Origin of the sequence: Pseudomonas sp. MG-9, from assembly GCF_018729515.1 — a bacterium.
GTDB lineage: Bacteria > Pseudomonadota > Gammaproteobacteria > Pseudomonadales > Pseudomonadaceae > Aquipseudomonas > Aquipseudomonas serboccidentalis.
Window position 1 is genome coordinate 677,274 of sequence record NZ_JAHHZH010000001.1, and the last position, 26,371, is coordinate 703,644.

A 26,371-nucleotide genomic window follows, 5' to 3' on the forward strand; every position below is an offset into this window, starting at 1 on the left:
TTTTCGCGAGCAGGCTCGCTCCCACAAGGGGAATAGCGAACCACCTGAAAAAATCCAATAACTTCAAGAGGTGTCGATATGCGTCTACTGAAATCCATGGTCCCCGCCGCACTGGCAATGTTGTGCAGCACCGCAGCCCTGGCCCAACCCCAGGTCAGCGTCTACAACTGGACCGACTACATCGGTGAAACCACCCTCGCCGACTTCCAGGCCAAGACCGGGATCAAGGTGATCTACGACGTTTTCGACTCCAACGAAACCCTGGAAGGCAAACTGCTCGCCGGGCGTACCGGTTACGACGTGGTGGTACCGTCCAACCACTTCCTTGCCCGTCAGGTGAAGGCCGGTGCGTTCCTCAAACTGGATCGCGAGCAGTTGCCGAACTGGAAAAATCTCGACCCGAAACTGCTCGCGCTGCTGGAGAAAAACGACCCGCAAAACGCGCACTCGGTGCCGTACCTGTGGGGCACCAACGGCATCGGTTACAACGTCGACAAGGTCAAGCAAGTGCTGGGCATCGACCACATCGATTCCTGGGCCGTGCTGTTCGAGCCGGAAAACATCAAGAAGCTGTCGCAGTGCGGCGTGTCGATGATGGACTCGGCTGACGAAGTGTTCCCGGCCATCCTCAACTACATGGGCATGGATCCGCGCAGCGAGAACCCGGAAGACTTCAAAAAGGCTGAAGCCAAACTGCTGAGCATCCGCCCGTACATCACCTACTTCCACTCCTCCAAATACGTCTCGGACCTGGCCAACGGTGACATCTGCGTAGCCTTCGGTTATTCCGGTGACGTGTTCCAGGCCGCCAACCGCGCCAAGGAAGCCAAGAACGGCGTGAACATCGCCTACGCCATTCCCAAGGAAGGCTCCAATCTGTGGTTTGACCTGCTCGCGGTTCCGGCCGACGCCGCCAACCCGAAGGAAGCCCACGCCTTCATTAATTACCTGCTCGATCCGCAAGTGATCGCCAAGGTCAGCGCCTCGGTCGGTTACGCCAACCCGAACCCGGCCGCCAAACAGTACATGGACGTGGCGCTGGTGAATAACCCAGAGGTTTATCCGCCACAGGAAGTCCTCGACAAGCTGTACATTTCCACCACCCCGCCCCAGTCGATCATGCGTCTGATGACCCGGTCCTGGAGCAAAGTGAAGTCGAACAAATGAATCAGTACACCCAGGAACACGCCCGCTCCTATTACGCAGCCTCGGCGCGGGCAACCACTCCCTACCCCAGGCTGGACGGTGACCTGAGCGTTGATGTCTGCGTGATCGGCGGTGGTTTCACCGGGGTCAACACCGCCATTGAGCTCGCGCAGCGCGGGTTGTCGGTGGTGTTGATCGAAGCCCGGCGCATCGGCTGGGGCGCCAGTGGGCGCAACGGTGGGCAGTTGATCCGCGGCATCGGTCATGAGGTCGAAGGCTTCGCGCGCTATGTCGGCAATGACGGCGTGCGCTACTTGCAGCGCGCCGGGATCGATTCGGTGGAACTGGTGCGACAGCGCATCACCGACAACAGTATCGAGTGCGACTTGCGCTGGGGCTTCTGCGAGCTGGCCAACACTCCCGCACAGTTCGCCGCGTTCAAGGACGAGCAAGTCAGCCTCGGCGAACTCGGCTACCGCCATGAAACCCGCTTGGTCGGTCCGGAGCAAATTCGGCAGCAGGTAGTGAACGCCGACGTTTACGCCGGTGGTCTGGTCGACATGGGCTCCGGCCATCTGCACCCGCTGGACCTGGTGCAGGGCGAAGCGCGTCTGGCGGCCTCCCTCGGCGTACGGATTTTCGAGCAGAGCCCGGTGCAGCAGATCGTCCACGGCGAAACTGTCCAGGTGCGCTGCGCCACGGGCACCGTCCGCGCCGGCAGTCTGGTGCTCGGTTGCAACGCGCATCTGGACGAACTCGAACAGCAACTCAGCGGTAAAGTGCTGCCCGCCGGCAGCTACATCATCGCCACCGAGCCACTGTCCGAGGAGCACGCCGCGCAGTTGATCCCGCAGAATCTGGCGCTGTGCGACCAGAAAGTCGGCCTCGATTACTACCGGCTCTCGGCGGATCGGCGTCTGTTGTTCGGTGGCGCCTGCCATTATTCCGGACGCGATCCGGCGGACATCGCCGCTTACATGCGACCGAAGATGCTCAAGGTCTTCCCGCAACTGGCGGATGTGCGCATCGACTATCAATGGGGCGGCAAGATCGGCATCACAGCCAACCGCTTCCCGCAGGTCGGGCGCCTCAAGCAGCAGCCGAACGTGTTCTACGCGCAGGGTTATTCCGGTCACGGCCTGAACGTCACGCACTGGTGCGCCAAGCTGCTGGGCGAGGCAATCCACGCGGGCCACAGTCAGGGCATGGACGTGTTCAGCGCAGTGCCGCACATGACTTTTCCCGGCGGTCCGGCCCTGCGCTCGCCACTGCTGGCACTGGGCATGTTCTGGTATCGCCTGCGGGAAATCCTCGGTTAACGCAATATCGTACTTGTGGCGAGGGCGCTTGCTCCCGCTGGACTGCGCAGCAGTCCCTGGCTTTTCAGGTAATGAAGAACGAGGGCCGCTTCGCGCCCTAGCGGGAGCAAGCTCCCTCGCCACAAATCACTGTCCCCTTACTCTGTTTCTTATCTGGTGAGCTGTACACATTTGCTCTATCGCCAAGCACTTCTATATTGATGAAGTGCTTTTGCGTTCCTGGCGCTCAGTGCCCGATAAACCGAGGAGGACATGGATGAAGTCGTCAGCCGCCGATGAGCCGCGAGCACCGGGCCAAGCCCCGATCAAGACCCGACGTTTCAGCATTTCACTGGTGTGGATCGTGCCGATCGTGGCGGTGCTGGTCGGCATTTCGCTGGTGGTGCACAACGTGATGCAGGAAGGCCCGACGATCATCGTCAACTTCAAGACCGGTAGCGGTCTGACCGCCAACAAGACCGAGGTCAAATACCGCAACGTGGTGATCGGTCAGGTGACTGACGTTGAGTTGAGCGGCGACCAGAAGAGCGTCGACGCCACCATCAAACTGTCCAAACAGGCCGAAACCTTCACCCGCGAAGACTCACAGTACTGGGTCGTGCGCCCACGCATAGGCGCCGGTGGCGTTTCGGGCATCGACACCCTGCTCTCCGGCGACTATATCGGCGCTGACATCGGTCAGGCCAACAACCGCGCCAAACACTTCAAGGGCCTGGAAAATCCGCCACCGATCACCTACGGCGAACCGGGCAAGCGCTTCATGCTGCACGCACCGGATCTCGGTTCGCTGGACATCGGCTCCCCGGTTTACTACCGCAAGATTCCGGTCGGCCAGGTCGTCACCTACGCCCTCAATCCCGAAGGCAAAGGGGTGGATATCGAAGTGTTCATTCACTCGCCGAACGACGCCTTCGTCACCGAAAACACCCGGTTCTGGAATGCCAGCGGTATCGATATCAATGTCGGCGCCAACGGCTTTGCGGTGAAGACCGAATCACTCTCGACCCTGCTGGTGGGCGGCATTGCTTTCCGTGCGCCGGATTACAGTCCCAACGATGTGGCTGCAGGCGAGGACAAGGACTTCGAGCTGTTCGCCGATCAACAGGCCGCCCTCGCCCCGCCCAATGGCAAGGCGCAATACATGGTGTTGCGTTTCGAGCAGTCGTTGCGCGGACTCAAGGTCGATGCGCCGGTGGAGTTTCTCGGCATGGAGATCGGTCGGGTCGTGGGCATCAACCTGGATTTCGACGCGAAAAAACGCACCTTCCCGCTTAACGTCGGGATCGTCATTTACCCGCAGCGCCTCGGCCAGGCCTACAAGAAGATGCTCACGGAATTCAAGCACGATCCCAACGACGAGGCTGCCGGTGTTCGGCTGCTGGGCACCTTCGTCGATAACGGCCTGCGCGCCCAGGCCCGTAGCGGCAATCTGCTGACCGGACAACTGTACATCGCGCTGGATTTCTTCCCCAAAGCGGAAAAAGTCGCGTTCGACCCAACGGCTCGCCCGGTTGCTCTGCCGACCGTTCCCGGCAGTCTCGAACAACTGCAGGAAAAACTTGAAGCGATGGTCGACAAGCTCAACAAACTGCCGGTCGAACGGATTGCCGGCAACCTCGACAGCAATCTGGTCGAGCTGCGCAAAGGCCTGCAACAGTTCAACGCCAAGACCCTGCCAGGCGTGCAGACCACCCTGGCGGATGTCAGCAAGACCCTGCAATCGGCCAGCTCGACACTGGCCGAAGACTCGCCACAGCGTGAAAAACTCAACGAAACACTCGACGAACTCGGGCGCATGTCGCGTTCGCTGCGTGAGCTTTCGGACTACCTCGGCCGCCACCCGGAATCGCTGATCCGTGGCCGTCCCGACAACGCTGCACCGCTGGACCTGAAAGGACCACCGCGCAATTGAGCACAGGAGTCAGACCATGGCTGCACCGTTGAAGATCACCGTGCTTGCAGCGTGCCTGTTGCTCGGCGCCTGTCGCAGCGAGCCAATCAGTTTTCACACCCTGACCCCGGTGCAACTGACCAACACGCGGGCCGGCACGGTGATTCCCATCGAGGGAATCACCGTGCCGCCGCAAGTCGACCGCCCGCAAATCGTCATCCGCCAGGGCAACAACGGCCTGGTGATTCTGGAAACCCAATGGTGGGGGGCGAGTCTGGCGGATGAGTTGCGCAGTGCGCTTAGCGATCAACTGAGCAATACCGGCAGTCGCGGCAATGTCTCGGTGCGCATCGATGTGCAGCGATTTGATTCGATCCCCGGCCAGTACGGACTGATCGACGTCAAATGGCGTCTGCGCCCGAGCGGTGCGGCGGACAATGGCCTGCTGACTTGCCATTCGACCTTGCAAACACCCTCAGGCCCGAGCATCGATGAACTGGTGACGGCGCAACAGAATAACGTCAGACGCCTGGCGGCACTGATCAATCAGGCGGCGGGCAATTCACGCACCTGTCCATCGGCCTCCTGAGTCGCCACCGAAAGCGTGACGGTGAAACGGCAGCCGTTGGGTTCGCGAGTCACCAGTTGGACTTGCCAGCGTTGATGGCTGCAGATTCGCTGCACCAGCGACAACCCCAGTCCAAGCCCTTCACCACGCTGTTCATCACCGCGTACGAATGGCTGAAACATTGCGTGGCGTTTCTCTTCCGGAATTCCGATACCACTGTCCTCAACCACGAAGCTGTCCCTGAGCAAGGTCAACCGTACAAAGCCATGATCGGTGTAGTGCCAGGCATTACGCAAAAGATTGCCCATGACCGACTGCAAGAACGTCAGGTCGTATCGCGTGGTGCCAGCCAGTTGCGGCTCGTAGATAAACTCCAGACCTTTTTCGCGAATCAATCGCCCCCAGATTTCCACCTGAGCATCGGCAATATCCTTGAGGGTGCAGGTGGACGCGGTGCCAAGCTCTTCGGGTTTGCGCGCGAGCATCAAAAAGGTCTCGACCAGTTGGCACATCTCGGCGCTGGCCCGGGCAATACGTTTGACCTGCGCAGTGGAACGCGGATCAAGCGAAGGGTTGACCAGCAACAACTCGCAGGAGCTGGCCAGAATCATCAACGGCGTGCGCAGTTCATGGCTCACGTCACTGGTGAAGAGCTTTTCCCGATTCAGGGTGTCTCGTAACCGGCCAAGGGTCTGGTCAAAAGACTGTGCCAGCTCCCCTACCTCATCATCGGCGTAATCGGGACGCAATGCCGGGGCCAACGCGATCAACTGATCGCGATGACGCACCTGCCCCGCCAGGCGAATCACCGGGGCCATGACCTGGCGCGCCAACAACCTGCCGAGCGCGACGGCCAACATGACGCTGAGGATGAAACCGACGATCACCACGACGAACAGCAGGTGCTCTCGCTGTTCAAAACTTTCCTGATTGCGCAGCAGCACATATTTGCGTCCGCCAACCGCGTCAACCATGGCATAGAAGTCATCACCGTTGAACGATATCTCCTGGAAGCCCAGGGGCAGGCTCGCCAGTGGTTCCGCCAGCGCCATCGGGCCGGGACCGTTCTCGAAAAAAAACAGTTCGCTTTTTTCCGGCTCATGCCGCCATTGGCGGATGTCGTCCATCGCCAGCAACCGGCGCAACCCACCGTTCAGGGCGGTCATGGTCAACTTGTGCTCCACGACATGCACGGTGGCGACAATGCCCATTGCGAACACACCGGCAACCAGAGCGCTCATCAAGGCGAACACAATCACAATCCGATTGGCGAGGCTTTGCTTGAGGTCCATCCGGTTCAATGACTCCAGTGCTGATGTCAGGGCTGCAAGGGGCAGCGCCACGACGCTGCCCAACGCTCGCAGCTTCACCTTGCCCGGCGCTGTTGTTAAGTGCCTAAAACAAACAAAACGGGTATTTGAGTTTGTTTATCAAATACCCGTTTTAGTTAAAACACGCTGGCCCTCGCAAATTTTTCACATGTTCTTCACTGCTCCGACACGAGTCTGAACGTAGTGTTCAGCAGCCATTCAAGCAAGCCACCGTAAAGTAACTAACCTCCTAGAGCTTACGTTGCACTGTGTGTACTGAATGGAACTCGGGAATGACAAGGGGCAACGTTGTGGTTGAATTAGTACAAATACAATCAGCACCCAAGAGATCGAACCTCTCTCGTCCGCGCACCTGGGCAATCATTGCTGTCGGTTTGCTGCTGATTGCACTGATTCTTGGCTTTGTCTGGATGCAACGCTCGCCCGCCAACCTGCGCTATGCCAGCGCCTCTGCCACCCAGGAATGGGTGAACGCCTGGCAGGCCGGTGAGGTCGTCGCACTGGTACGTCATACCGAGCGTTGCGACCGCTCGACCAATACGTGTCTGGGCCCGGCGGACGGTATCACTCAAGTTGGCAGTGTGGCTGCAGGCGTTGTTGGCCGTGGCTTCACGCAACTGGGCCTGGAGAAAACCCAGTTTTTCAGCAGCCCGCTGACGCGCACGATGCAAACTGCGCATTACATGCTCGGCCACGATGCAGTGCCCCAGGAATGGCTGGAAACCTGTGGCCCGACACTGCGCGATGACGTGGTGGCGCACAAGACGCCCGGGCAGAACATGATCCTGGTGACTCACAGCGGTTGCATCGCCGACTTTGAAAGGCAAACCGGTTACCCCCGGGCTGTCGCTGCCGAATATGGCAGTGCTGTTTTAGTGCGGATAGACGCGCAAGGCCAACTTAAAGTGATTGGCATCATGAATCCCGAAGGCTGGCAACGAATGAGTAAATAATAAGCAAACTTTTTTTCGCAACTTTGTGGTATTGCGCAGACAAGCCTCTGGCCAGCGCATTTGCGCCCGCCAATTTGTAATAAGAAATGTTTTTTAGTTTCGAAAACTGGACATATTCCATTTTAAAGCTTGTCTTTCCAGAGAGAACTTAGAGCTGGAAGCACGCCAGTTCTCTGAATACAGGAGACGTCCACCGGACGTGCTCGTACCTGCATTCATCCAACCCGGTGACACGCCTGCTACGGAAATCGCCAGGCGCTTCACTGAAACGCACACTTGTACTGCACCAAGGTCCAGTCATGACGTCTGAGAACAAACCGCTGCACCACGCAGCGTTGAATTTGCCGCGCCTCCACCAGAGCAGCTTGATCGAGCGTTTTGCGATCCCCGGTCTGGTGCTGGCGTTCGTAGTGTTTTATCTGCTGCCACTGATGACCCACGGCCTGTGGATTCCGGATGAAACCCGTTATGGCCAGATCAGCCAGGAAATGCTGCAGAGTGGCAACTGGGTAGCGCCGCACTTCATGGGCATTCGCTATTTCGAAAAACCGATTGCCGGCTACTGGATGATCGCCATCGGCCAGGCGATTTTCGGCGAGAACCTGTTTGGCGTGCGCATCGCCTCGGCGCTGAGTACCGGCGTGAGCGTATGGCTGGCCTATCTGTTGGCGCGCCGCCTGTGGAACAACCCGCGCATCAGCGCCGCTTGCGCCCTCCTTTATATGAGCTTCGGCCTGATCGCCGGTCAGGCGGGCTATGCCAACCTCGATCCGCAGTTCACCTTGTGGGTCAACCTGAGCCTGGTTGCGATCTGGTTTGCCATCGACAGCAATACCCCGCGCGCTCGCCTGGGCGGCTGGGCGCTGTTGGGACTCGCGTGCGGCATGGGTTTGATGACCAAGGGTTTTCTCGCCCTGATGCTGCCGGTACTGATCGCCCTGCCCTACATGATCTGGCAGCGGCGTTTTGGCGAACTGGTGCGTTACGGGTTAGTTGCCGTCGCAGTGGCCGCGCTGGTCAGCGTGCCGTGGGCACTGGCCGTGCATGCCCGTGAACCGGACTTCTGGCGTTTCTTCTTCTGGCACGAACACATCCGCCGCTTTGCCGCCGGTGAAGATGCCCAGCATGCGCGTCCGTGGTGGTTCTACCTGCCGCTGCTGTTTGCTTCCACCTTGCCGTGGGCACTGCTGCTGCCGTCGACACTGCTGCGCACCTGGCGCGAAAAACGCGATCCGAAAATCGGCTTCCTGGCCTTGTGGTTTGTGCTGCCGCTGGCATTTTTCAGCGCGAGCAGCGGCAAACTCCCGACCTACATCATGCCGTGCCTGCTGCCGTTGGCCTTGCTGATGGGTTACACCGTGATGGGTTGGCTCGACCGGCAGGACGGTCGCGTCTTGCGTACCAACGGCGTGGTCAACGTGGTGCTGGCCATTGCCGCACTGGTCGCACTGATCTATCTGCAATCGACCCGCGAAATTTACGAACACACCGAAATGTTCAGCCTGTCGCTGGGCTATATCGTGCTGCTCGGCTGGCTCATCGCCGGCGCGCTGCAAATAGTGCGGCCACTGACGCTGTGGGCAATGCCGGCGCTGGGCATTGGCCTGCTCATCGCGCTGCTACCGGCGGCCATGCCGGCGACCATCGTCAACAGCAAGATGCCGGACCAGTTCATTGCCGAACACCAGCAGGAACTGAGCGAAACCACTTCGTTGCTCAGCAACGATCTGGGCGCAGCGTCTGCGTTGTCCTGGCGTCTGCGTCGTCCGCAGGTGGATCTGTTCAACACCGTTGGCGAGCTCAAGTACGGCCTTGATGACCCGGCCATGGCCTCGCGAAAAGTCAGTCTGGAAGGTGTCGGGCAGTGGATGACCGAAGCCCGCAAAAAAGGCTCGGTCGGCGTGGTGATGCGGGTCAACAGCACCTCGGACGCTCAGCAGCTTGAGCTGCTGCCCATCGACGGCAAGCATTACCGCCGTGGCCAACTGGAAATCCTCATCTTCAACCAGAGCCAGCCATGATCCAGAACAAAACTGACCGGGGGCCATTGCTGCTCCTGTTGGCGGCGACTGCCCTGCTGTTATTGCTCGGCCTGGGCAGCCGCGAATTGTGGGGCGCGGAAACCCGCTGGGCCAACATCGCGCTGCAGATGCTGCAAAGTGGCGACTATTTCGACCCGTACCTCAAGGGCAGTCCGTATTACGACAAACCGCTGCTGTCGTACTGGCTGATCACCGCCACCTCCTGGTTCACCGGTGGGCTGGGGCATTGGTCGCTGCGATTGTCCTCGGTGATTTCCGCATGGTTCAGCGTGTGGCTGGTGTACCTGCTCGGCGAACAATTGTTTCGCAAAGGCACCGGGCTGATCGCGGGATGGATGCTGGCGACCACCTTCTACTTCGTGTTCTGGGCGCGGGTGGCCACCGCCGACATTCTTACGGTGTGCGGCGTGCTGGCGGCGGTCTGGTGGTACTGGCGCGGGCCGGATGACACGCGCTTTTCGCGTTATCTGGTGTTCTTCGGGCTGTTGTCGCTGACGTCGCTGTTCAAAGGCCTGATCGGCTTCATTCTGCCCGGGCTGGTGCTGTTGCCGCATTTGCTCAGCGAGCAGCGCTGGAAGCGTCACCTCAACCTGCGTCTGTGCGCGGCGCTGCTGGTTGCCGGCGCCTTCTACATGGTGCCGTTTCTGTTGTCGCATCTCTATGGCGAGCCGAACTACGGCGAAAGCGGCCTGGGACTGGTGTTGCGGGAAAACGTCGTGCGGTTTTTCCAGCCGTTCGATCAGTTCGGGCCGATTTACACCTACCTGATCTACCTGCCGGTCTACACCCTGCCCTGGGCGCCGTGCTGGATAATTGCCCTGTGGGTCGCCGCGCGGAACTGGAAACACATCGAGCCGGATACCCGCTGGCTGATTCAAGGGCTCGCGCTGCTGATGCTGTTCTTCACCGCCAGCGGCAGTCGCCGCAGTTATTACGTCTTGCCGCTGGTGCCTTTCGCGCAACTGCTGGGCGCCTGGTGGATCACCCGGCGCATGGCCGCCCGCAACAGTGACGGTCGTGGGTTGAAGATCGGGTTCGGTATCACCACTGTCTTGCTCGCCGCGATACTGGGTGTGCTCTACCCGTGGACCAACAGCGGCGGTGGCGTTATCCGTTTTGGCGAGCAGGTTCGCCAACAGGCCAGTCAGCAGGCACCGTTGAATCAATGGCGCATGGTCATGATCGAGGTCGACAACAAAGTACCGATGTACCTGCAGACCGGTGGTACGCCGTTTTACTACGTGCCGGAAACGGTCCAGGACTTCCCGCACAATGGCGACACAGCGACGCTGATCGCCTGGCTGGAACGCACCAGCGGGCAACATTGGGATCCGCAACGCACGATTTTCGTGGCGCAATACCGCTCCGGTGATGCCGTGCCACTGGATGCGCTGAAGGCGGATCACCAGGTCATCACCACCACCCCCACCCGTGGCGAGCAGGTCTTCCACGGACGCGAAGACCAGAGCGTGGCCTACATCCCCACTCCTGAGCGATGACGTTGTAAGACAAAAGTGTAGAGTCGCAGTAAATTTGAATGGCAATGACAAGTATTAACGGCTTCTTTGACGTTTTTTTCTCATTTGCCAGCCTACATTGCCGCGACTCGACACTTGCAAATCGTTCGCATTGATTCCTGCGAAAGTTTGCTCATAACGTCTAAAACAGGAGCTGCCCGAATGAATTCACGCCTTCCATCCTTCTTCAAGCGCGCATTGCTGGCTACTGCGCTGCTTGGCGCCGGGCACGCTGTTGCGGCCGACTCGGTGGGTCTGGTGGTCTACAACGCGCAGCACGAGAGCCTGACCAAGGCATGGGTCGCCGGTTTCACCGAAGAGACCGGCATCCCGGTCACCGTGCGCAACGGCGATGACACCGAAATGGGCAACCAGATCGTTCAGGAAGGCGCCGCCTCGCCGGCGGATGTGTTCCTGACCGAGAACTCCCCGGCAATGGTGCTGGTGGACAACGCCAAACTGTTTGCCCCGTTGGCGCCGACAACCCTTGAGCAAATCGATTCCGCCTACCGCCCGGCTCACGGCAATTGGGTTGGGATCGCCGCCCGTTCGACGGTGTTCGTCTACAACCCGAGCAAATTGAGCGACAAAGACCTGCCCAAATCCCTGCTCGACCTCGCGACCCTGGTATGGAAGGGGCGTTGGGCCGCCTCCCCCGCCGGCGCCGACTTCCAGGCGATCGTCGCCGCTGTCCTGCAGCAAAAAGGCGAAGCCGCCACCCTGGAATGGCTCAAGGGCATGAAGACCAACGCGACGATCTATCACGGCAACAGCGCGGTGCTCAAAGCGGTGAATGCCGGGCAGATCGACAGCGGCGTGATTTACCACTACTACAGCTTCGTCGATCAGTCCAAGACCGGCGAGAACAGCAAAAACACCCGCCTGCACTACTTCAAGCATCAGGACCCGGGCGCGTTCGTCAGCACTTCCGGCGCCGGCGTACTGGCTTCGAGCAAACACCTTGAGCAAGCGCAGGCGTTCGTCAAATACATCACCAGCAAGGAAGGTCAGGAGATTCTCGAAACCGGCACCTCCTTCGAATACGCCGTAGGCAAAGACGCGCCATCCAACCCGAAACTGACGCCGCTCAAAACCCTCGATGCGCCGAAAATCGATGCTTCGACCCTCGACAGCAAAAAAGCCGTCGAGCTGATGACCCAGGCCGGATTGCTCTAAGTGATGCCACAGACCTTGCCTGCGCAGGCCGTTGCGACGGACTCCGCCAGTGCCCCGCACCCTCACCGCGTCATCGCCGGGCGCGGCGGCTCGTGGGTGGTAACCACGGCGATTCTGGTGTCGTTGCTGTCACTGCTGCCGATTGCATTCGTGATCGGCGTGTCGTGGTACACCGGTTGGGCGACCATCGAAGCCCTGGTGTTCCGCCCACGGGTCGGTGAGCTGCTGATCAACACCGTGTTGCTGGTGCTGATCACCCTGCCGCTGTGCATCCTGCTCGGCACCACGCTGGCCTGGCTGACCGAACGCAGCAATCTGCCCGGTCGGCGTCTTTGGTCGCTGCTGGCGGTGGTGCCGCTGGCCGTGCCGGCGTTCGTCCACAGCTATGCGTGGGTCAGTCTGATCCCGTCGATCCACGGTTTGCCTGCGGGTGTGCTGGTGTCGGTGATCGCGTATTTTCCGTTTTTGTACTTGCCGATTGCGGCAACATTGCGTCGGCTCGACCCGGCCATTGAAGACGTCGCGCAATCCTTGGGCCTCAAGCCATGGGCGGTGTTTTTTCGGGTGGTGTTGCCGCAACTGCGCCTGGCGATTTGCGGTGGGGCCTTGCTGGTCGGTCTGCATTTGCTGGCCGAATACGGTTTGTACGCGATGATCCGTTTCGACACCTTCACCACGGCGATCTTCGACCAGTTCAAGTCGACCTTCAACGGCCCGGCCGCCAACATGCTCGCCGGGGTTCTGGCGTTGTGCTGTCTGGCGATGCTCACGGCTGAATCCGCCGCCCGTGGCCAGGCGCGTTATGCGCGAGTCGGCTCCGGCAGCGCCCGGGATCAACGCAGCGTGCAACTGGGCCGAGGCGCGACGACATTGGCGTTACTGCTGCAAACCCTGACCTGCCTGCTGGCACTCGGTGTGCCCTTGCTGACACTGGGTCGCTGGCTGCTGGCCGGTGGCGTGCAGGTCTGGCAAGGCGACGAATTGCTGCCCGCCTTGCTGCAAACGCTGTCGTACGGGGTGGCCGGCGCGTTGCTGACCAGCGTCGCGGCCATTCCCATCGCTTGGCTGTCGATTCGCGCTCCCGGCAAGTTGCAGCGTTTGCTGGAAGGCTGCAATTACATCACCAGTTCGCTGCCTGGCATCGTCGTAGCCTTGGCACTGGTGACCGTGACCATCCATTTCGCCCGGCCGATTTACCAGACGACCATCACCGTGCTGCTGGCGTATCTGCTGATGTTCCTGCCGCGCGCCCTGGTGAGCCTGCGCGCCGGTTTCGCTCAGGCTCCGGTGGAGCTGGAAAACATCGCGCAAAGCCTCGGCCGCTCGCCATTTCGGACGTTGTGGCTGATCACGGTAAGGCTGGCGGCACCCGGCGCGGCCGCCGGTGCGGCGCTGGTGTTTCTGGCGATCACCAATGAACTGACCGCGACCCTGCTGCTCGCGCCCAACGGCACGCGCACCCTCGCCACTGGCTTCTGGGCGATGACCAGCGAAATCGATTACGCCGCTGCCGCGCCCTACGCGCTGCTGATGATCCTGCTTTCACTGCCGCTGACGGCCATTCTCTATCACCAATCCAGGCGTACCGCTGGCCGATGAACGCACTCGAACTGCTCAACCTCAGTAAAACCTTCGGCGCGCAAAAAGCGCTCGATGACGTCAGCCTCAACGTGCCGACCGGCAGCCGCACGGTCATCGTCGGCCCCTCTGGCTCCGGCAAAACCACGCTGTTGCGGATGATCGCCGGGTTCGAATTTCCCGACCGCGGCAGCCTTACGCTCAACGGCCAGACGCTGGTCGATCGCACCCACGCGGTGCCGGCCTATCAACGGCAGATCGGCTACGTTCCGCAGGACGGGGCGCTGTTCCCGCACATGACGGTGGCAGCAAATATCGGTTTCGGTCTGGCCCTGACCGGCGCGGCCCGCACCCAGCGCATCCTTGAGTTGATGGACAGTGTCGCGCTGGACGCAAACATGGCCAACCGTTGGCCGCATGAACTGTCCGGCGGCCAGCAACAGCGGGTATCGCTGGCCCGCGCCCTGGCGCAGCAGCCGCGTTTGATGCTGCTCGACGAGCCGTTTTCCGCACTCGACACTGGTTTGCGCAGTGCCATGCGCAAAATGGTCGCGCGCCTGCTCGAAGCCGCTGGCGTCACGACCATTCTGGTGACCCACGATCAGAGCGAAGCGTTGTCATTCGCCGACCAGTTGGCGGTGATGCGTGGCGGGCGCCTGGTGCAGTCCGGGCATCCGATGGACCTCTACCGCTATCCGAACGACGAACAGACCGCGCATTTTCTCGGCGAAGCCGTGGTGCTGCCCGCGCGGATCGAGGCCGGTTGGGCGCACTGCGATCTGGGTCAGGTGGCGGTCAACAGCAACGGTTTCAGCGGCGCCGCGCAGATCATGCTGCGCCCCGAGCAATTGCAGATCGCCGAAGTACCAACGGACAGCCCGGGTTGCCATGCGACGGTCACCGAGCGCGATTTTGCCGGCAACACCTGCACCTTGACCGTCGAGCTGAGCGCCTCCCCTGCTCAGGATCCGGCCCGTTCGATTCTGGTGCGCAGTACCGGCATGCACGCACCGCCCGCCGGCAGCGCGGTGCAACTGTCAGTGCTCGGTGCGGCGCATGTATTTGGCCTGAACTGATCAGAGATCGAAGCGATCCACTGCCCGCCGCCGCTCGTTGTCATCGCGCACATCGTAGTTGGCGGTGGTCTGGATGTTGCTGTGATGCGCGAGTTTCTGCGCGATCGACAGGTCGTGCTCCTCGATCACCCGGGTGATGAACGAACGACGAAAGTCGTGGGGCATGATCTTCACCCCGACCTGCGTGCCACGCTGGCGGGCTATGTAGTAGATCGCGTGTTTGGTGATGCGCTCACGGGTGATGTGGCTGCCACGGCGAATGCGGTTGAACAGGAACGCATCGTCACTCTCGCCGTCCTTGAGCTGCGAACGGCGCAGTTCGAGCCATGCATCGAGCTTGCTGAACGCCCATGCCGGCGCGTACTTGATCAACTGTTTATTGCCTTTGGCAGTGACGCACAGGCTGCGTTCGCTGAAGTCGACCTGGTTCAGATCAAGGTCCACCGATTCCGACTTGCGCATGCCGGTACCGTACAGCAAGGCAATGATTGCGGCGTCGCGCAGGCCCTGCGGGCGTGGGTCGGCGGCGCAGACTTCCATCAATTCGTGAATCAGTGTGCGCTTGAGATTGCGGCCCTGGGACAGACGTGTACCGGCGATGCCCTTGACCGAGCGCATCTTCAAAAGATGTTCCTGGCTGATCAGACTCATGCGCCAGGCCTCATTCATGACCCCGCGCACCGCATTGACATACAACGAAGAAGTGTTCGGCGCATAGTTGTCTGCGCGCAATGCGGCGACCAGCGCTACAACATCTTCCGGTTGCAAGGCGTGCCACGGAATCTCTTCGACATTCATGTCTTCGAAACCCAGGCGATCGGCTGCATCTTGCAGCACGTAGCGCATGGTGAGCTGGCTGGAGGGCGCCAAACGCGCGAGGTACAGGCTCATCGGGTTGGTTTTTGGAGCGTCTGGGGTTGCAGCAACTAAATCAATCAAACGTTAAACCTTGAGTAAAAAATGTACAGCACAACAGCAACTAACAAATGCAATGTACTTGAAGTAAAGAAGGTACTTTGGCCGCACTGGCCGACAAAAACTGCGATGGACGGCAGAAGCCTGAACAGCGGCTGTATAAGTGACAGATAAACGATTCGCCAACCGGTTTTTCATGTTCCTTTCACAAAAACCGGCATAACCTTAATTCCCATAGGTTCGGTAGTGGCTATGCCCAACCTGCCGGGCAAATCGTGAAAAGTCAATCAATCCCCGACGTCATGCTTTTTTTGCCAAGTTATTGATGCAGGAGCGATTTTCTGCGTCTACGCTGAGGCTGGATCCAACGTGTCCGTGAGTCCGCCCTTTATTTTTTTCAATGAGGTGCCCATGAGTCAGGCCTTTCTCCCCTTCTCCCGCCCGAGTATTGGCGATGAGGAAATTGCAGCCGTCGAGCAGGTGTTGCGCTCGGGCTGGATCACGACGGGGCCGAAAAACCAGGCACTCGAAGAGCAGTTTGCGCAGTATGTGGGTTGCAAACATGCAGTGGCCTTGTCTTCGGCCACCGGCGGGATGCACATCACCCTGCTGGCCCTGGGCATTGGCCCGGGCGACGAAGTCATCACCCCGTCGCAGACCTGGGTCTCGACCGCGAACATGATTTCCCTGCTCGGCGCCAAACCGGTGTTCGTCGATGTCGACCGCGATACGCTGATGACCGACGCTTCGCGCATCGAAGCGGCCATCACCCCGCGTACCAAGGCGATCATCCCGGTGCACTACGCCGGCGCCGCGTTCGACCTCGATCCGCTGTATGCCCTGGCTGACAAGCATGGCATCCCGGTCATCGAAGACGCCGCCCACGCTGCCGGCACCCGTTACAAGGGGCGTCACGTCGGTTCGCAAGGCACGGCGATTTTTTCCTTCCATGCCATCAAGAACATGACCTGTGCCGAAGGCGCGATGTTCGTCACCGACGACGAAGCCCTCGCCAGCCGCGTGCGCATGCTCAAATTCCACGGCCTGGGCGTCGACGCCTATGACCGCCTGACCGGTGGTCGCAAGCCGCAGGCGCAAGTGATGGAGCCGGGCTTCAAGTACAACCTGGCCGACATCAACGCCGCGATTGCTCTGGTGCAGTTGCAGCGCCTGGACGAAATCAACGCCCGTCGCACCGAACTGGCGACCACTTATCTGCAACGGTTCGAAGGCCTGCCGGTGCAACCACTGGCGCTGCCCGACTACGCCCAGCAACACGCCTGGCACCTGTTCATCCTGCGCATCGACAGCGAGCGTTGCGGCATGGATCGCGAAGCCTTCATGAAGGCGTTGCAGGATCAGGGCATCGGCACCGGTATCCACTTTATCGCCACCCACCTGCACACCTGGTATCGCCAGCGTGACCCCGACCTGTACCTGCCCAACACCGAATGGAACTCGGCGCGGCTGTGCTCGATTCCGCTGTTCCCCGACATGACCGGTCAAGACCTTGACCGTGTGGTCTGTGCCATCGAACAAATCATGGAAAACCGCCTGTGAAACCCTATCCAATCCGTAGCGTGTCGATCGTCATCCCGGTCTACAACGAACAGGAAAGCCTGCCGGAACTGCTGCGTCGTACCGAGGCGGCTTGCCGCCAGCTGAAACACGACTTTGAAATCGTGCTGGTCGACGACGGCAGCCGCGACGAATCGGCAAACATGCTTGAAGAAGCCGCTGGCCGTGAAAACAGCCCGTTCGTGGCGGTAATCCTCAACCGCAACTATGGTCAGCACGCCGCGATCATGGCCGGTTTCGAACAGTGCAAAGGCGACGTGGTGATCACCCTCGACGCCGACCTGCAGAACCCGCCGGAAGAAATTCCACGGCTGGTGGCCGAAGCCGAAAAAGGTTACGACGTGGTCGGCACCGTGCGTGGCAACCGTCAGGATTCGGCCCTGCGCCGCTACCCGTCGAAGCTGATCAACCTTGCCGTGCAACGCTCCACCGGCGTCGCCATGAGCGACTACGGCTGCATGCTGCGCGCCTACCGCCGCACCATCATCGACGCGATGCTCGCCTGCCGCGAACGCAGCACGTTCATCCCGATCCTGGCCAACAGTTTCGCCCGCCACACCACCGAAATCGTCGTGGCCCACGCCGAGCGTGAACACGGCGATTCGAAATACAGCCCGATGCGCCTGATCAACCTGATGTTCGATCTGGTCACCTGCATGACCACCACCCCGCTGCGTCTGCTGAGCATCGTCGGCTTCGCCATGGCCGGGCTGGGTGTGCTGTTCGCCGTCGCGCTGATCGTTCTGCGTCTGGCGTTCGGTGCCGGATGGGCCGGTGACGGTACGTTCGTGCTGTTCGCCGTGCTGTTCGTGTTCACCGGTGGTCAGTTCATCGGCATGGGGCTTTTGGGTGAATACCTGGGCCGCATGTACAGCGATGTGCGCGCCCGTCCGCGTTTCTTCATTGAAAAGGTGCTGCGCAGCCAGCCGGCCGATCCGGCCCCTGCGGTCACCGTTGATGGTCTTTCTACTGCTTCTAACTCCTCTACTTCCGATCAGGTTCTCTCATGAGTGCAAAAACTGTTGTCTTCGCCTACCACGATATTGGCTGCGCCGGCATTGAAGCCCTGCTCAACAGCGGCTACGACATTGCAGCAGTGTTCACTCACGCCGATGATCCGAAAGAAAACGCTTTCTATGCATCGGTTGCACAGCTGTGCGCCAACAAAGGCATCCCGGTGCACGCCCCGGAAGACGCCAACCACCCGCTGTGGATCGAGCGCATCGCCAAGCTGGACCCGGAGTACATTTTCTCCTTCTACTACCGCAACTTGCTGAGCGAGCCACTGCTGGCCCTGGCCAAAAAAGGTGCGTTCAACCTGCACGGCTCGCTGCTGCCACGCTACCGCGGCCGCGCACCGGCGAACTGGGTGCTGGTCAACGGCGAAACCGAAACCGGCGTGACCTTGCACCGCATGGTCAAGCGCGCTGATGCTGGCGCCATAGTTGCCCAGCAACGCGTTGCCATCGAGCGCAGCGACACCGGCCTGACCCTGCACGCCAAACTGCGCACGGCCGCCAGCGACCTGCTGCGCGACACCCTGCCGAACATGCTGCAAGGCAAGATCACCGAAACCCCGCAAGACGAATCCAAAGCCACCGTATTTGGCCGTCGTACCCCGGCAGACGGCAAACTGGTCTGGGCCAAACCGGCCGAAGAACTGTTCAACCTGGTTCGCGCCGTGACCCGTCCTTACCCGGGCGCGTTCTGCGCCGTGGGCGAGCACAAGCTGATCGTCTGGAGCGCTGAAGTCGTCAAGGGCAACGAAGGCCAGGCGCCAGGCCGCGTGATCAGCGTCGATCCGCTGCGCATTGCCTGCGGTCAGGACTCGCTGGTGATCAACGCCGGTCAGCGCAACGACAGCGGCCTGTACCTCAGCGGCCCGCAACTGGCCAACGAACTGGGCCTGGTTGACGGCTCACTGCTGCGCGGTGCCGAATCCGGTCGCGCGCCTCGTCGTACCCGCGTGCTGATCCTCGGTGTCAACGGCTTCATCGGTAACCACCTGTCCGAGCGCCTGCTGCGTGACGACCGCTACGAAGTCTATGGTCTGGACATCGGCTCCGACGCCATCGACCGTCTGCGCAGCCATCCGAACTTCCACTTCGTCGAAGGCGACATCAGCATTCACTCCGAGTGGATCGAGTACCACATCAAGAAGTGCGACGTGGTTCTGCCGCTGGTGGCCATCGCCACCCCGATCGAATACACCCGCAACCCGCTGCGCGTATTCGAACTGGACTTCGAAGAGAACCTGAAACTGGTTCGTTACTGCGTCAAGTACAACAAGCGCGTGATCTTCCCGTCGACCTCGGAAGTCTATGGCATGTGCCAGGACAAGAACTTCGATGAAGACAGCTCGAACCTGATCGTCGGCCCGATCAACAAGCAGCGCTGGATCTACTCGGTCTCCAAGCAACTGCTGGACCGCGTGATCTGGGCTTACGGCGCCAAGGGCCTGAATTTCACCCTGTTCCGTCCGTTCAACTGGATGGGCCCGCGTCTGGACCGTCTGGATTCGGCCCGAATCGGCAGTTCCCGCGCCATCACCCAACTGATCCTCAACCTGGTGGAAGGCACGCCAATCCGTCTGTTCGACGGCGGCGAGCAGAAGCGTTGCTTCACCGACATCGCTGACGGCGTCGAGGCACTGGCGCGCATCATCGATAACGACAACGACGTCTGCAACGGCCAGATCATCAACATCGGCAACCCGGACAACGAAGCCAGCATCCGTCAGTTGGGCGAAGAGCTGCTGCGTCAGTTCGAAGCGCACCCGCTGCGCCACAACTTCCCTCCGTTCGCCGGTTTCCGCGACGTGGAAAGCAAGGCGTTCTACGGTGCCGGTTACCAGGACGTGGAACACCGCAAGCCAAGCATTGCCAACGCCAAGCGCCTGCTGAACTGGGAGCCGACCGTGGAAATGCGCGAGACCATCGGCAACACCCTGGACTTCTTCCTGCGTGAAGCCATGCTCGAAATCGCGGACAAGAAGTAATGCAGGCAGGTCTTCGTATCGATGTCGACACCTACCGTGGCACCCGTGAAGGTGTGCCGCGACTGTTGGAGATGCTCGACGAGGCTCAGGTCAAGGCAACGTTTTTCTTCAGTGTCGGCCCGGACAACATGGGCCGGCATCTGTGGCGCCTGATCCGCCCGCAATTCCTCTGGAAAATGCTGCGTTCCAACGCTGCCGGCCTGTACGGCTGGGACATTCTGCTGGCCGGCACCGCCTGGCCCGGCAAACCGATTGGCCGTGATCTCGGGCACCTGATGCGTCAGGCCCGGGACGCCGGTCACGAAGTCGGCCTGCACGCCTGGGATCACCATGGCTGGCAGGCGAATGCCGGGCGCTGGAGCGATGCCCAACTGATCGAACAGATCCGTCGGGGCGTCGATACGCTGAGCGACATCCTCGGAGAAAAGATCCAGTGTTCGGCCGCCGCCGGTTGGCGTGCGGACGAGCGCGTGATCGAGGCCAAGCAGACCTTCGGCTTTCGCTACAACAGCGATTGCCGCGGGCAGAGCCTGTTCCGTCCGCTGCTGGCGGACGGCACGCCGGGCACGCCGCAGATTCCGGTGGACCTGCCGACCTTCGACGAAGTCGTCGGTCCGCACGTGGCGGCGAAGGACTTCAACGCCTTCATCCTCGACCGGTTCCGGCCGCAAGCACTCAACGTCTACACCATTCATGCCGAAGTAGAAGGGATTCTGATGGCTCAGGACTTTCGTCAATTGCTGGCCGATGCACGCCAGCGCAACATTGACTTCCAACCCTTGGGCAACTTGCTGCCCGAGTATTTCAACACCCTGCCCGTGGGCCGCGTGCAACGCGGTGCGCTCGAAGGCCGTGAAGGCTGGCTGGGAGTGCAAGGCGCATGACCAAACGCTGGGCACTGCCGCTGTTGGTCGGGCTCTGTCTGCTGGCCTATCTGTTGCCGTTGAGCACCCACGGCCTGTGGATCCCCGACGAAACCCGTTACGCACAGATCAGCCAGGACATGCTGCTGAGCGGCAACTGGGTATCGCCGCATTTCATGGGTCTGCGTTACTTCGAAAAACCGATTGCCGGCTACTGGATGATCGCCATCGGCCAAGCGTTGTTCGGACAGAACCTGTTCGGCGTACGTTTCGCCTCGGTCCTCAGCACTGCGTTGAGTGTGCTGCTGGCCTACCTGATCGCGCGCCGGTTGTGGAACGATCCGCGCAAGAGCTTCGTCTGCGCCCTGCTCTACATGAGCTTCACGGTCATTGCCGGTCAGGCCGGATACGCCAACCTCGATCCGCAATTCACCTTCTGGGTCAACCTGAGTCTGGTGGCGCTGTGGTTTGCCGTGGACAGCCGCAGCACCGGTCAACGTCTGGGCGCCTGGGCGCTGCTGGGGCTGTCCTGCGGTATGGGTTTCATGACCAAGGGTTTTCTTGCCTGGTTGCTGCCGGTGCTGATCGCGTTGCCGTGGATGCTCTGGCAGAAACGCTGGCGCGAACTGCTGGTGTTCGGTCCGGTGGCGATCGCCATCGCGATCATCGTCAGCTTGCCATGGGCATTGGCGGTGCATGCACAGGAAGCGGACTACTGGCGGTTCTTCTTCTGGCACGAACACATCCGCCGCTTTGCCGGGGATGACGCGCAGCACGATGCACCGTGGTGGTTTTACCTGCCGCTGCTGGTGGCGTTCAGTCTGCCGTGGGTGGGCCTGTTGCCGACGGCGTTCCGGCAAGCGTGGCAAACCCGTGCCCAGCCGAAGATGGTCTTTCTGCTGTTGTGGCTGTTGCTGCCGCTGGGCTTTTTCAGCCTGAGCAACGGCAAGCTGCCGACCTACATCCTGCCCTGCCTGTTGCCGATGGCGTTGTTGCTGGGCAATGCGCTGGCTGATCGCTTGCGTCTGGAACAAGGTCGGGCGCTGGGGATCAATGGCCTGCTCAACCTGCTGCTGGGCGTGGTCACGCTGATCGCACTGGTTTACCTGCAATTGAAAAAACCGGTGTACGACCACGAACTGCACAGCATGGTGCTGGTGTTCATCGCCCTGATCGGCTGGATCATCGCCAACCTGGCGCAAGCGTTTCTGCCGCTGCAGTGCTGGGCGGCGCCGGCGCTGGGCAGCCTGTTACTGGCCGGGATCCTGCCGGCGGCATTGCCCAAATCGGTGGTGGCCAACAAAACCCCCGATCAGTTCATTCGTCACCACGTCACGGAACTGTCCGGCACCACGCATTTGCTGAGCAATGATCTGGGCGCCGCAGCGGCATTGGCCTGGCGCATGAAAAAACCGGACGTGGCGTTGTACAACACGGTCGGCGAACTCAAGTACGGTCTGGCCTACCCTGAAGCGGCCGAACGCCGGATCACCAAAGACACGGTTCAACAATGGGTACGCGAGGCCCGCCGCAGCGGATCGGTCGGTGTGCTGATGCGCGTCAAAGGGCAGGATGAGCTCGAAGAGCTCGACCTGCTGCCCAAGGACGGTACCCGTTACGAATCGGGGAATCTGGTGATCATGGTTCTGCCCAAGGATCCGTCATGAGTTGGTTGCTGTTACTGACAGCGTGTCTGCTGACCTGCCTGGGGCAAGTCGCACAGAAATTCGCCGTGGAGAGCTGGCGTGGCGTTGATTCGTCGTGGGCCGACAAATTGTGTTCGCCGTGGTTGTGGCTGGCGCTGTTTGCTCTCGGTAGCGGGCTGTTGGTCTGGCTGCTGGTGTTGCAACGCCTTGAAGTGGGCATCGCTTACCCGATGCTCAGCCTCAACTTTGTGTTGATCACCCTGATCGCCCGCTTCGTCTTTCGCGAGCCCATCGACCGCCAGCATTGGCTGGGCGTGGCGCTGGTGATCGGCGGCGTGGTTTTGCTGGGGCAACAATCATGAACAAGGCACGGGGTATCGGATTTGCGCTGGCCAGCGTGGGGTTGGTCAGCAGTGCCCAACTGGGCATGCGCTGGAGCATGACGCGCCTGCCGCAACCGGAGCAATGGTTGACGGCGCTGAGCACCGGCAGCGTCGATCTGTCGGCATTGGCGGTGGTTGTGGCGGCGATTTTCGCCTACGCCCTGTCGATGCTCTGCTGGCTCGCGGCGTTGCGCGACCTGCCGCTGGGGCGGGCCTATTCACTGTTGAGCATCAGCTATGCGCTGGTGTACCTGCTGGCGGCCAGTCTGCCGCTGTTCAACGAATCCTTCAGTTTCACTAAATCACTGGGCGTGGCACTGGTCATGCTCGGGGTCATCACTATTAACACTCGTCCGTCTCGTGCGCCCGAATTCAGGAGTGCTCCATGAAAATCACAGTATTTGGTAGCGGTTATGTCGGTCTGGTACAGGCCGCCGTGTTGGCCGAAGTCGGTCACGACGTCGTGTGCATGGACATCGATCAGAAGAAAGTCGAGCTGCTGCGCCAGGGACACGTCAGCATCTTCGAGCCGGGCCTGTCGAGCCTGGTGCGCGAAGGCCTGGACTCCAGTCGCCTGCATTTCACCTCCGATGAAAAACTTGCCGTGCAGCACGGTCGCGTAGCGTTCATCGCCGTGGGCACACCGTCCAGCGACGACGGCTCGGCCGACCTGAAATACGTGCTGTCGGTGGGTGACGCCGTGGCCCGCCACCGTGAGCAGCCGCTGATCCTGGTGGAGAAATCCACCGTACCGGTCGGCACCGGCGACACCCTACGTGCGCACATTCAAACCGCGCTGGACAAGGCTGGTCGTGAGCTGCAGTTCGATATCGTCTCCAACCCGGAATTCCTCAAGGAAGGTTCGGCGGTGTCCGATTGCCGTCGTCCCGACCGCATCGTCATCGGCTGTGAAGGCGACGAAGTGCGCGACGTGATGCGCGACCTGTACTCGCCGTTCAACCGCAACCACGACCGCATCATGTTCATGGACCTGCGCAGCGCCGAGCTGACCAAATACGCCGCCAACTGCATGCTGGCGACCAAAATCAGCTTCATCAACCAGATCGCCGAGCTGGCCGAACACCTGGGTGCGGACATCGAGTCGGTGCGTCAGGGCATCGGTGCCGACACGCGCATCGGTTATCACTTCATCTACCCGGGCTGCGGTTATGGCGGTTCGTGCTTCCCCAAAGACATGCGCGCGCTGATCCACAGCGCCGAACAGGCGCATTGCTCCAGCGACCTGCTGCAAGCGGTCGAGGCGATCAACGAGCGGCAGAAGCACAAGCTGTTCGACCGCATCAATGCGTTCTACAAGGGCGACCTGCGCGGCAAGACCTTCGCCCTGTGGGGCCTGGCGTTCAAACCGAACACCGACGACATGCGCGATGCGCCGAGCCGCGTGCTGCTCGATTCGCTGTTCGCCGCCGGCGCCAGTGTGCGTGCGTTCGACCCGGAAGCGATGCAGGAAACCCAGCATCTGTACCCGAACGAAGAGAAACTGATGCTGATGGGCACCCCGGAATCGGTGCTCGCAGGCTCCGATGCGCTGATCATCTGCACCGAATGGCAGCAGTTCAAAGCGCCGGATTTCGACCTGATCGAGCAGCGCCTGAAAGCCCCGGTGATCTTCGACGGCCGCAACCTCTACGACGCCGAGCGTCTGGCGCGCAATGGCTTCAAGTACTTCCCGATCGGCCGTGGCGATTCGCGCAAACTGCCGATGCCGCTGCAGCAGTGGCCTAACACTGCGGACGTCGCTTGATTACGTTGTCGCCTGTCATCCGCCGGCAGTCCCTGATCGCGGGGCTGCTGGCACTGCTGTTGTTTATCGCCGGGGTTTACGGACAGGCTCCCATTGGCTTCGATTCACGTTTCGTGCTGTTTGCCCAAGAGATGTTGAGACACGGGCCAACGGTATTCCCGACCACCTACGGCCAGCCGTACGCCGATTATTCGGCGCTCTCGACGCTGTTCATCTGGGTGTTGTCGCTGCCCTTCGGCGCGGTCAACACCTTGACCGCATGGCTGCCCAGCGCGATTGCCGGTGCGGTAATCGTGACGTTGATGTACCGCTTGCTGGCGGTGCATTCGCAACGTTGGGCGTTGATCAGCATTGCGCTGTTGATGCTCACCAGCACCTTCGTCACCGAAGTGCGCGCGGTGTCGCAAGACCTGATGCTGGCGGCCGTCGCGCTGTCGGTGTTTTACCTGGGTTACGCGCACGACCACTTCGGCTCTGGCCGGCGCTGGGCGCTGATTTTTGTCCTGTTGCTGCTGGGTTTCGGCATTCGCGGGCCCATCGGCCTGGTGGTGCCAACCGGCATGCTCTGCAGTTATTACCTGCTCAACCGTGAGTGGAAACGCCTGTTCGTGTTCGGTGTGCTGGCGTCGATCCTGCTCGCTGCCTGCGTCGCTCTGCTGTTGTGGCTGGCCAGGCTGAGCGGTGGCGAGGCGTTCCTGCAGGACGTGATCCGCATGCAGTTCATGGGGCGTATGGACGGCAGTGAGGGCGTCAGCGGTTCGCTGTATTACTTCACCAGTTCCATGGGCAACTACGCACTGGCGTATCCGCTGGCGATTCTGGCCCTGGCCGCGACCTGGCTGAGTAAACCGCATCAGCGCGGGCCGGCGTTGCGGCTGGTTCAATACTGCGCGGCCGCCGGGTTGATCGTGATGGTCGGCCTGTCGATTCCGCAGGCGAAGAAGGCGCGTTACCTGCTGCCGATGCTGCCGATGGCGGCGATCATTGCGGCGTACCCGTTCCAGGTGCTGCACGGGCGGGTATTCCGAGTGTTACGTGGCGTGATTCAAGGGCTGTGGCTGCTGACACCGGGGCTGTTGATGGTGGCACTGCTGGTTGCCAAGCGCCGGTTTCCCGAGCATCTCAACGGCCTCACGCTGGTGCTGGTCGTGCTGGGCGCTCTGCAATTGCTCGCCCTGTCGCGTTTGTTGGTCCCGCGCTGGCGTGCCGAAGTGTTGGCGCTGTGCTCGGTCCTGGCGTTGTGGACGGTGTATGCCGCCGTGTTCGAACCGGTGGAGCGGCGCCTGTACGACACGCAGACATTCAGTCGCGCCGCGTTCGCTCAGGTGCAACAGAACCCGGCTCCGCTGGTGCTGCACGGCATGGGCAAAGACGCCAAGGCGATCAAGTTCATGGTCAACGTCGAGCACGACCTGCAGCCGCAGTTCACCGAGACGGTGCAGCAACTCGAAGCCATCAAGGGCCCGGCCTGGCTGATGATGGACAGCAAGGACCTGCAATCGCTGCAAGGCACCTCGCTGGCCGGGCTGCAACCGGTGTTGTCGGGTCGTTTCGACAAGAACGACTACGTGCTGTTGTACGTGAAGCCCTTGTAGAGGTTGGCGAAGGCTGCGATCTTCTGGTCTT

21 protein-coding genes are annotated in these 26,371 nt (G+C 60.8%); 19 read left to right on the plus strand and 2 right to left on the minus strand.

From position 1 onward, the window contains the following. The first annotated feature begins 78 nt into the window (after positions 1–78). The 4 genes from KKQ10_RS03125 (at position 79) to KKQ10_RS03140 (ending at position 4,945) form a co-directional block, all read left to right on the plus strand. A complete protein-coding gene (locus KKQ10_RS03125) occupies positions 79–1,167 on the plus strand; it encodes a polyamine ABC transporter substrate-binding protein (protein WP_127647286.1) in 1,089 nt (362 codons plus the stop codon). Beyond that, positions 1,164–2,465, plus strand: coding sequence for an NAD(P)/FAD-dependent oxidoreductase (locus tag KKQ10_RS03130; protein ID WP_215500149.1), 1,302 nt, complete (start codon positions 1,164–1,166; stop codon positions 2,463–2,465). The genes KKQ10_RS03125 and KKQ10_RS03130 overlap by 4 nt, the downstream gene beginning before the upstream one ends. A gap of 256 nt (positions 2,466–2,721) precedes the next feature. Next, positions 2,722–4,377 carry a PqiB family protein gene (locus KKQ10_RS03135; protein WP_127647282.1) on the plus strand — a complete coding sequence of 552 codons (1,656 nt, stop codon included), beginning with the start codon at positions 2,722–2,724 and terminating at the stop codon, positions 4,375–4,377. A 16-nt stretch (positions 4,378–4,393) separates the two neighbouring features. After that, positions 4,394–4,945, plus strand: a complete 552-nt coding sequence (locus KKQ10_RS03140) for a PqiC family protein (protein ID WP_215500150.1) — start codon at positions 4,394–4,396, stop codon at positions 4,943–4,945. On the opposite strand, the gene KKQ10_RS03145 is transcribed toward KKQ10_RS03140, so the two are convergent. Then, positions 4,903–6,216, minus strand: coding sequence for a sensor histidine kinase (locus tag KKQ10_RS03145; RefSeq protein ID WP_215500151.1), 1,314 nt, complete (start codon positions 6,214–6,216; stop codon positions 4,903–4,905). The two genes, KKQ10_RS03140 and KKQ10_RS03145, sit on opposite strands and share 43 nt — an antisense overlap. 311 nt (positions 6,217–6,527) lie before the next feature. On the opposite strand from KKQ10_RS03145, the gene pmrG reads away from it, so the two are divergent. The 6 genes from pmrG to KKQ10_RS03175 all read left to right on the plus strand — a co-directional run bounded on the left by pmrG (position 6,528) and on the right by KKQ10_RS03175 (position 14,597). Then, positions 6,528–7,208: a lipopolysaccharide core heptose(II)-phosphate phosphatase PmrG gene (gene pmrG / locus KKQ10_RS03150; RefSeq protein WP_215500152.1), complete on the plus strand. Its 681-nt coding sequence runs from the start codon at positions 6,528–6,530 to the stop codon at positions 7,206–7,208. Positions 7,209–7,507: 299 nt separating this feature from the next. Next, positions 7,508–9,229: a lipid IV(A) 4-amino-4-deoxy-L-arabinosyltransferase gene (gene arnT, locus KKQ10_RS03155; RefSeq protein ID WP_215500153.1), complete on the plus strand. Its 1,722-nt coding sequence runs from the start codon at positions 7,508–7,510 to the stop codon at positions 9,227–9,229. Then, on the plus strand, positions 9,226–10,749 hold the full coding sequence (locus tag KKQ10_RS03160; RefSeq protein ID WP_127647272.1) for an ArnT family glycosyltransferase: 1,524 nt from the start codon (positions 9,226–9,228) through the stop codon (positions 10,747–10,749). Before arnT (KKQ10_RS03155) ends, KKQ10_RS03160 begins: the two co-directional genes overlap by 4 nt. A gap of 180 nt (positions 10,750–10,929) precedes the next feature. Further along, positions 10,930–11,943 (plus strand): iron ABC transporter substrate-binding protein, encoded by a 1,014-nt coding sequence (locus KKQ10_RS03165; RefSeq protein ID WP_215500154.1) that lies wholly within the window; start codon positions 10,930–10,932, stop codon positions 11,941–11,943. 3 nt (positions 11,944–11,946) lie between these two features. Continuing rightward, positions 11,947–13,542, plus strand: a complete 1,596-nt coding sequence (locus KKQ10_RS03170; RefSeq protein ID WP_215500155.1) for an ABC transporter permease — start codon at positions 11,947–11,949, stop codon at positions 13,540–13,542. Beyond that, positions 13,539–14,597 (plus strand): ABC transporter ATP-binding protein, encoded by a 1,059-nt coding sequence (locus KKQ10_RS03175; protein ID WP_215500156.1) that lies wholly within the window; start codon positions 13,539–13,541, stop codon positions 14,595–14,597. The genes KKQ10_RS03170 and KKQ10_RS03175 overlap by 4 nt, the downstream gene beginning before the upstream one ends. Here the strand turns inward: KKQ10_RS03175 and KKQ10_RS03180 are convergent, their stop codons facing one another. Then, positions 14,598–15,488: a site-specific integrase gene (locus KKQ10_RS03180; protein WP_127647264.1), complete on the minus strand. Its 891-nt coding sequence runs from the start codon at positions 15,486–15,488 to the stop codon at positions 14,598–14,600. A gap of 435 nt (positions 15,489–15,923) precedes the next feature. Here KKQ10_RS03180 and arnB point away from each other — a divergent pair, with 435 nt between their 5' ends. Genes arnB through KKQ10_RS03225 form a run of 9 tightly spaced genes read left to right on the plus strand, consistent with a single transcriptional unit; the run spans position 15,924 to position 26,340 of the window. Then, the gene (arnB, locus tag KKQ10_RS03185; protein ID WP_215500157.1) at positions 15,924–17,072 is read left to right on the plus strand and encodes a UDP-4-amino-4-deoxy-L-arabinose aminotransferase; all 1,149 of its coding nucleotides are present in this window, start codon (positions 15,924–15,926) and stop codon (positions 17,070–17,072) included. After that, positions 17,069–18,100 (plus strand): undecaprenyl-phosphate 4-deoxy-4-formamido-L-arabinose transferase, encoded by a 1,032-nt coding sequence (gene arnC, locus KKQ10_RS03190; protein ID WP_127647260.1) that lies wholly within the window; start codon positions 17,069–17,071, stop codon positions 18,098–18,100. The genes arnB and arnC overlap by 4 nt, the downstream gene beginning before the upstream one ends. Continuing rightward, positions 18,097–20,088 carry a bifunctional UDP-4-amino-4-deoxy-L-arabinose formyltransferase/UDP-glucuronic acid oxidase ArnA gene (arnA, locus tag KKQ10_RS03195; RefSeq protein WP_127647258.1) on the plus strand — a complete coding sequence of 664 codons (1,992 nt, stop codon included), beginning with the start codon at positions 18,097–18,099 and terminating at the stop codon, positions 20,086–20,088. Before arnC ends, arnA begins: the two co-directional genes overlap by 4 nt. Beyond that, the gene (gene arnD, locus KKQ10_RS03200) at positions 20,088–20,972 is read left to right on the plus strand and encodes a 4-deoxy-4-formamido-L-arabinose-phosphoundecaprenol deformylase (protein WP_127647256.1); all 885 of its coding nucleotides are present in this window, start codon (positions 20,088–20,090) and stop codon (positions 20,970–20,972) included. The genes arnA and arnD overlap by 1 nt, the downstream gene beginning before the upstream one ends. Then, a complete protein-coding gene (gene arnT / locus KKQ10_RS03205) occupies positions 20,969–22,618 on the plus strand; it encodes a lipid IV(A) 4-amino-4-deoxy-L-arabinosyltransferase (protein WP_215500158.1) in 1,650 nt (549 codons plus the stop codon). The genes arnD and arnT (KKQ10_RS03205) overlap by 4 nt, the downstream gene beginning before the upstream one ends. Next, positions 22,615–22,959 carry a 4-amino-4-deoxy-L-arabinose-phosphoundecaprenol flippase subunit ArnE gene (gene arnE / locus KKQ10_RS03210; RefSeq protein ID WP_127647252.1) on the plus strand — a complete coding sequence of 115 codons (345 nt, stop codon included), beginning with the start codon at positions 22,615–22,617 and terminating at the stop codon, positions 22,957–22,959. The genes arnT (KKQ10_RS03205) and arnE overlap by 4 nt, the downstream gene beginning before the upstream one ends. Then, entirely contained in the window at positions 22,956–23,369 is a 414-nt protein-coding gene (gene arnF, locus KKQ10_RS03215; RefSeq protein ID WP_127647250.1) for a 4-amino-4-deoxy-L-arabinose-phosphoundecaprenol flippase subunit ArnF, read from the plus strand. The genes arnE and arnF overlap by 4 nt, the downstream gene beginning before the upstream one ends. Continuing rightward, complete coding sequence (locus KKQ10_RS03220) at positions 23,366–24,745, plus strand: UDP-glucose dehydrogenase family protein (protein ID WP_215500159.1); 1,380 nt, start codon at positions 23,366–23,368, stop codon at positions 24,743–24,745. The genes arnF and KKQ10_RS03220 overlap by 4 nt, the downstream gene beginning before the upstream one ends. Further along, a complete protein-coding gene (locus KKQ10_RS03225) occupies positions 24,742–26,340 on the plus strand; it encodes an ArnT family glycosyltransferase (RefSeq protein ID WP_215500160.1) in 1,599 nt (532 codons plus the stop codon). The genes KKQ10_RS03220 and KKQ10_RS03225 overlap by 4 nt, the downstream gene beginning before the upstream one ends. Positions 26,341–26,371 lie beyond the last annotated feature (31 nt).

Excerpts from the sequence above, each read along its gene's own strand:
- KKQ10_RS03125 (WP_127647286.1), top strand. The coding sequence starts at position 79 with ATGCGTCTACTGAAATCCATGGTCCCCGCCGCACTGGCAATGTTGTGC.
- KKQ10_RS03130 (WP_215500149.1), top strand. The coding sequence starts at position 1,164 with ATGAATCAGTACACCCAGGAACACGCCCGCTCCTATTACGCAGCCTCG.
- KKQ10_RS03135 (WP_127647282.1), top strand. The coding sequence starts at position 2,722 with ATGAAGTCGTCAGCCGCCGATGAGCCGCGAGCACCGGGCCAAGCCCCG.
- KKQ10_RS03140 (WP_215500150.1), top strand. The coding sequence starts at position 4,394 with ATGGCTGCACCGTTGAAGATCACCGTGCTTGCAGCGTGCCTGTTGCTC.
- KKQ10_RS03145 (WP_215500151.1), bottom strand. The coding sequence starts at position 6,216 with ATGGACCTCAAGCAAAGCCTCGCCAATCGGATTGTGATTGTGTTCGCC.
- pmrG (WP_215500152.1), top strand. The coding sequence starts at position 6,528 with ATGACAAGGGGCAACGTTGTGGTTGAATTAGTACAAATACAATCAGCA.
- arnT (WP_215500153.1), top strand. The coding sequence starts at position 7,508 with ATGACGTCTGAGAACAAACCGCTGCACCACGCAGCGTTGAATTTGCCG.
- KKQ10_RS03160 (WP_127647272.1), top strand. The coding sequence starts at position 9,226 with ATGATCCAGAACAAAACTGACCGGGGGCCATTGCTGCTCCTGTTGGCG.
- KKQ10_RS03165 (WP_215500154.1), top strand. The coding sequence starts at position 10,930 with ATGAATTCACGCCTTCCATCCTTCTTCAAGCGCGCATTGCTGGCTACT.
- KKQ10_RS03170 (WP_215500155.1), top strand. The coding sequence starts at position 11,947 with ATGCCACAGACCTTGCCTGCGCAGGCCGTTGCGACGGACTCCGCCAGT.
- KKQ10_RS03175 (WP_215500156.1), top strand. The coding sequence starts at position 13,539 with ATGAACGCACTCGAACTGCTCAACCTCAGTAAAACCTTCGGCGCGCAA.
- KKQ10_RS03180 (WP_127647264.1), bottom strand. The coding sequence starts at position 15,488 with ATGAGCCTGTACCTCGCGCGTTTGGCGCCCTCCAGCCAGCTCACCATG.
- arnB (WP_215500157.1), top strand. The coding sequence starts at position 15,924 with ATGAGTCAGGCCTTTCTCCCCTTCTCCCGCCCGAGTATTGGCGATGAG.
- arnA (WP_127647258.1), top strand. The coding sequence starts at position 18,097 with ATGAGTGCAAAAACTGTTGTCTTCGCCTACCACGATATTGGCTGCGCC.
- arnD (WP_127647256.1), top strand. The coding sequence starts at position 20,088 with ATGCAGGCAGGTCTTCGTATCGATGTCGACACCTACCGTGGCACCCGT.
- arnT (WP_215500158.1), top strand. The coding sequence starts at position 20,969 with ATGACCAAACGCTGGGCACTGCCGCTGTTGGTCGGGCTCTGTCTGCTG.
- arnE (WP_127647252.1), top strand. The coding sequence starts at position 22,615 with ATGAGTTGGTTGCTGTTACTGACAGCGTGTCTGCTGACCTGCCTGGGG.
- arnF (WP_127647250.1), top strand. The coding sequence starts at position 22,956 with ATGAACAAGGCACGGGGTATCGGATTTGCGCTGGCCAGCGTGGGGTTG.
- KKQ10_RS03220 (WP_215500159.1), top strand. The coding sequence starts at position 23,366 with ATGAAAATCACAGTATTTGGTAGCGGTTATGTCGGTCTGGTACAGGCC.